Raw genomic sequence first — 651 nt, 5'->3', positions numbered from 1 at the left:
CTTGGGGGCTGGGGCAGATCCTGAGTTTGGATCGGGAGCGGCAGCGAGCGACCCTGACCCGGCTGGGCGGCCCTTGGGGGATCTGGCGGCAGCAAGTCTTCTCTTATTCTCTCACTCAATTGCAAGGGGTGCGGCTGCAGCGGCTGGGACAGGAGATCTTGGATGAGGAGGCGCAGGAGAGCTTTCAGATCCAAGCTCAGGTGCGGTTGCAGTTCCGCCGCGGCGCTTTTGAACAAGAGCCTGAAGAAAAACTTCAAGAAGAAGTTATCGCTTGCTTCAGCAGCCAATCGGCGATCAAAAAAGGCGAGCCAGAAGCCCTTGCCCTGGCGCGGCGATTGGTGAACTGGATTCAGGACTATCTTAACCTGTGAGGTTCTCTCCTAGGCAATTCCCGAAGTTATGAAAGTTGTTGACTGGGATACTTGGCAATCTTCGGCAAACTGCCGAGAATAGGCGTGGATTTGAATAGGCGACCTTGCCCATCTTAATTTTGGCAATGCTAAGCTGTCATGACCATTCCCTGGGAGACTGTTGTTGAGGAAGCTTTGGGCAACTGGCCGTGGCTGCGTTTGTGGGCAGCCACGTTCCGGGCGGTCTCGTATAAGCAGCTGGCGCTTCCGCCGATCTACGCGGGGGAACTATCGGTGGGCG

The 651-nt window shown here is 56.4% G+C and carries 1 pseudogene; it reads left to right on the top strand.

The features are described 5' to 3' along the window. Window positions 1-371 (top strand): annotated as a pseudogene (locus NW853_RS12280) (hypothetical protein); the annotation flags it as partial. Between the last annotated feature and the right edge of the window lie 280 nt (window positions 372-651).

This window comes from Synechococcus sp. H55.11 (assembly GCF_047462475.1).
Lineage (GTDB): Bacteria > Cyanobacteriota > Cyanobacteriia > Thermostichales > Thermostichaceae > Thermostichus.
The sequence above is the reverse complement of the archived record's forward strand: the minus strand, read 5'-3'. Positions and strand labels throughout refer to the sequence as shown.